Annotated in this window: 2 protein-coding genes; both read right to left on the bottom strand. The window is 76.2% G+C overall.

Annotated elements, in window-relative coordinates; genetic code table 11:
• Positions 1-47: 47 nt before the first annotated feature.
• A complete protein-coding gene (locus ACFU7Z_RS39120) occupies positions 48-743 on the bottom strand; it encodes a response regulator transcription factor (protein WP_049650744.1) in 696 nt (231 codons plus the stop codon).
• Positions 740-1,969 (bottom strand): sensor histidine kinase (locus tag ACFU7Z_RS39115; RefSeq protein WP_380782922.1); only part of this gene is annotated, 1,230 nt, incomplete at its 5' end. The genes ACFU7Z_RS39115 and ACFU7Z_RS39120, both read right to left, overlap by 4 nt.

The raw sequence follows: 1,969 nt of genomic DNA, 5'->3' as shown, positions 1-1,969 counted from the left end.
GGTGTCGACCCCGGGCTCCCGCCGTCGTTTCCGGGCTCCCGCCGCCGCTACCGGGCGGCGTCCGCGGACCCCACGCTGACCAGCCCGGTCTCGTACGCCGCGACCACCACCTGGGCCCGGTCCCGCAGGCCCAGCTTGCCGAGGATCCGGGCCACGTGCGTCTTCACCGTCGCCTCGGACAGCCCCAGCCGGGCGGCGAGTTCGGCGTTGCTGAGGCCGCGGGCGAGCAGCGCCATCACCTCCAGCTCGCGCGGGGTGAGCGTGCCCAGCTCCCGGTGCGGGGCGACGGCGGCGGCGCCCGGGTCGTCCGGGCGGGCGAAGCGCTCGACCAGGCGGCGGGTGATCGCCGGGGCGAGCAGCGCGTCCCCGGTGCGGACCAGCCGGACGGCGGCCGCCAGGTGCTCCGGGGTGACGTCCTTCAGCAGGAAGCCGCTGGCCCCGGCGGCCATCGCCGCGTAGACGTAGTGGTCGAGGTCGAAGGTGGTCAGCATGATGATCCGCGGCGGCTGCCGCGCCCCGTCCGCCAGGATCCGGCGGGCGGCCTCCAGCCCGTCCAGGCCGGGCATCCGGATGTCCAGCAGCACCACGTCCGGCCTGGTGCGCCGGACGGCGGCGACGGCCTGTTCGCCGTCCTCGGCCTCGGCCACCACGTCGATGCCCTCCGACTCCAGGATCAGCCGGAACCCGGTGCGGACCAGGGCCTGGTCGTCGGCGACCACCACCCGCAGCGGCTGCTCGTTCATGAACTCTCCAGGGGGACAAGGGCCTTGACGCGGTAGCCGCCGCGCGGCCGGGGGCCGGTGTGCAGGGTGCCGCCGTAGACGGCGAGGCGTTCGCGCAGGCCGAGCAGGCCGCGTCCGTTGCCGGTGGCGGCGGCGCCGGTGGGGCGGCCGCCGGTGTCGGTGACCTCGACCAGCAGCCGGTCGGGGGCGTACTCGACGGTCACCGCGGCGTCGGCGCCGGACGCGTGCTTGACGGTGTTGGTGAGCGCTTCCTGGACCACCCGGTAGGCGGCCAGCTCGACCCCGGGCGGGACGGGCCGGCGCTCGCCGCGGACGGTCAGCTCGACCGGCAGCCCGGCCTGCCGGACGCCGTGGACCAGCGCCTCCAGGCGGCCGAGGCCCGGCTGCGGGCTGAGGTCGGCCCCGGCGGCCGGGTCGTCGGCACTCTCCGAATCGATGGTCAACAGGCCCATCACGTGCCGCAGTTCGGTCATCGCCGCGCGCCCGCCGGACTCCACCGCGGCCATCGCCTCGCGGGCCTTGTCCGGGGCGGTGTCCAGGATCTTGCGGGCCGCCCCGGCCTGGATCGTCATCATGCTCACGTTGTGGGTGACGACGTCGTGCAACTCCCGGGCGATCCGGGCCCGTTCGAGCTCCACCGCGCGCTCCAGCGCGGCCAGCTGCCCGCGCTCCAGGGCGGAGAGCCGCTCCCGCCCCTCGTCCACCCGGCGGCGCCACATCCGCAGTTCGTAGGCGACCGCGAACACCGGCACCAGGACCAGGACGGCCATCACCCCGTTGGGGAAGTGCGGCAGCTTGGCCGCGGCGAAGAGCACCACGAGGGCGGCGGTCGCGGCCGGCAGGCTCAGCAGCAGGGCCGTCGCGCGGCGCCCGTACGCGGCGGCGCTGTACGCGGCGACGATCACCGCCACGCCCGCCGCGTACGCGATGTCCTCCGACTCGTGCCGGACCAGCAGCGCGGCGGGCAGGACCACCCAGAGGACCGCCAGCGGGTGGCGCCGGCGCAGCACCAGCGGCAGCGGGACGAGCGGTACCAGCAGCAGCAACAGGCTGTGCCGGTCCGGATGGCCGGGGTTCTGCGCGATGGTCGCGTAGCGCCCGCCGGTGAGCGCGAGGAAGAGGGCCAGGGCCAGTCGGAGCACCCTGACGGCAGGGTCGACCGCCGTGCCGCCGTCCCGCTGCTGCGGAGGCTGCGGTCGGCCGAGGGGCTCGCCGACCCGAGCCCG

Source organism: Kitasatospora sp. NPDC057518 (assembly GCF_042802075.1).
In the GTDB taxonomy this organism is placed as follows: domain Bacteria; phylum Actinomycetota; class Actinomycetes; order Streptomycetales; family Streptomycetaceae; genus Kitasatospora.
The sequence above is the reverse complement of the archived record's forward strand: the minus strand, read 5'-3'. Positions and strand labels throughout refer to the sequence as shown.

What these genes read in the sequence shown, in the direction of transcription:
- ACFU7Z_RS39120 (WP_049650744.1), bottom strand. Translation starts at nt 743, where the DNA reads ATGAACGAGCAGCCGCTGCGGGTGGTGGTCGCCGACGACCAGGCCCTG.